Source organism: Mesorhizobium sp. M7A.F.Ca.CA.001.08.2.1, from assembly GCF_003998455.1.
Taxonomy (GTDB): Bacteria; Pseudomonadota; Alphaproteobacteria; order Rhizobiales; family Rhizobiaceae; genus Mesorhizobium; species Mesorhizobium ciceri.
Genome location: NZ_RZPW01000901.1, coordinates 1 through 2,276 on the forward strand (window position 1 = coordinate 1; position 2,276 = coordinate 2,276).

The window sequence follows — 2,276 nt, forward strand, 5'->3', positions numbered from 1 at the left end:
GTCTGCCCGGGCCGGATGGGCGGGGGTCGTAAGGTGACTGACCTTGTTGGCGAACCAACCGAAACCGCCGGCAAACAAAGTTGCAAGGATGAGGACGGAGAGGGCGGACAGGCGCAACGTGGCTCTTAGACGGCTCACAGCGCGGCGGTCATGCGAACGTGCAACCACCACTGGCATCTGCCCAGCCGTACCGGTCGAATCCCGCGCGTCCATCGCCATATGGTTAATCCTGAAATGCGGCCTTGGGTAGGTAAAAGACGCACTTTGCGTTACGCGAATTCTCTATTCGTGATCACCCTGTTTTATCCATGTCGTTATCCCAAAACCCGTTCCCACTTTTGGGCGACATGAATTAACCTGCATCCGGTTGGCGGACATCGATGTCGCTGAGATAGGCAACGACGGTGGCGTGCGAGGTTGCCGCCGTCAGTCCGCCGATCACCAGCACCATCAAGACGACACCGAGATAGCCTGCCGAACCGATGGCGAAATTGCCGAACAGGGCGGTCGCCTGGTCGGCCTGCGGCGTCGCCATATTGCGCGACGACCACCAGGAAAAGACGATGAACACGAGCACTGCCGCAGCACCGCCGGCCGCCGCTCCCTTCATGCCGGTGACCAGGAAATGCCGGCGGAATTCGCGCGCGATAAAGCGTGCCTCGGCGCCGACGAAATGCAGGACTTCGATGATGTGACCGTTGCCGGCCATGGCGCCGCGCGTCGCGAACACCACCGTCAGCACCGTCGCCGACAGCATCAGCGCCAGCACGGCGATGCCGATGGTCACCGTGGTGCGGGCCATCGCCACCAGCCGGTCGACCCAGGTGCGGTGATCGTCGAGCGATGCGCTCGGCAGTTTCGGGGTGATCGCGGCGCGTATGGCGGCGAAATCGGGCGGGCTGTTCTCGTCGATGGTGACGATGATCAGTCGCGGCACCGGCAATTCGTCGATGTTGAGGCCCGAGCCCAGCCAGGGCTCAAGGAGCCGCGCGGTCGCCTCGCGGTCGATGATCCGGGTCGCCTTGACGCCGGGGAATTCGCCGGCGATCTGGGAGGCCTGGGTAAGGGCTGCTTCCATGTCGAGGCCGTCGACCGGCTTGATCTGGATCGTTGCCTCGCGTGAAATCTGGTTTTCCCAGACGGACGCTGTGTCGCGCACCAGCGTCACCGCGCCGAAAGTCAGGCAGGACAGGAAGGTCATGATGGCGATGACCAGCACCAGCGCCCGGCCGGCGATGTTCTGCGCCGGCACGATCGGCGCCATCCTGCGCTGGGCGCGCGGCTTTGCTTCGGTCGCCTCGGCGTCCTGCTCCCTTTCCACAAAATGTTCGGCGGACAGTTCAGTCATAGATATCCAGCCTTCCCCCGGCCAGGATCATGCGGCGCGCGTCGACCTGCTCCATCAGGCCGAGGTCGTGGGTGGCGATCACCACGGCGGTGCCGAGACGGTTGAGTTCGATGAACAGCCGCAGCAGGCGTCGCGCCAGCGGCGGATCGACATTGCCGGTCGGTTCGTCGGCGAGCAGGATTTCCGGCTGCTCGATCAGCGCCCGCGCGATCGCGGCGCGCTGCTTCTCGCCACCGGACAGAACCGGCGGCAGCACATGCATGCGTTCGCCCAGCCCGACCCACTTCAACAGCTCGGTGACATCGGTGCGGTAGCTCGCCTCCTCGCGCCCGCGCACGCGCAGCGGCAGCGCGACGTTCTCATAGGTGGTCATGTGGTCGAGCAGGCGAAAATCCTGGAACACCACGCCGATCCGGCGTCTGAGATGCGGCAGCTCGGTGCGGGAAATGCGGGAGCGATCCTTGCCGAAGATGGTGATCAGCCCGCGCGTCGGCTTCAGCGACATGAACAGCAGGCGCAGCAAGGTCGTCTTGCCGGCGCCCGAAGGCCCGCTGAGGAATTGGAAGGAGCGCTCCGGAATGTGCAGGGAGATGTCGCGGAGGATTTCCGGACCCATGCCATAGCGGAGGCCGACATTTTCGAAGCGAATCAATTTCGACGACCTGAAATTCGGCACGGCAGCGAGCCGGCCTGTTCTGGGTAAAGACCATCGGCCGGCATGGTTAACCGGCGGTTAATTCCTAGGCTCTTTCGACTCGTCACGAGGGCTCCGGTGGGGAAGCGTTAACCATTTGTGTTTACGCAAAAGAAACGAAAAGCGAACACGTGCTGCAATGCTGGGGCCATGATGGCTGACGATCGAACCGCGCGCCCGGTTTCCGGCGAAATCATGACCGATCCGGCGGCAATTGCCGCGGCGGACCGGTTC

2 protein-coding genes and 1 pseudogene are annotated in these 2,276 nt (G+C 63.6%); all 3 read right to left on the reverse strand.

Annotated elements, in window-relative coordinates:
- Positions 1–219 (reverse strand): annotated as a pseudogene (locus tag EN914_RS32675) (YdcF family protein); the annotation flags it as partial.
- Positions 220–352: 133 nt separating this feature from the next.
- Positions 353–1,348 (reverse strand): ABC transporter permease, encoded by a 996-nt coding sequence (locus EN914_RS32680; RefSeq protein ID WP_013529399.1) that lies wholly within the window; start codon positions 1,346–1,348, stop codon positions 353–355.
- On the reverse strand, positions 1,341–2,000 hold the full coding sequence (gene ftsE, locus EN914_RS32685) for a cell division ATP-binding protein FtsE (protein WP_010911739.1): 660 nt from the start codon (positions 1,998–2,000) through the stop codon (positions 1,341–1,343). The genes EN914_RS32680 and ftsE overlap by 8 nt, the downstream gene beginning before the upstream one ends.
- Positions 2,001–2,276: the final 276 nt, after the last annotated feature.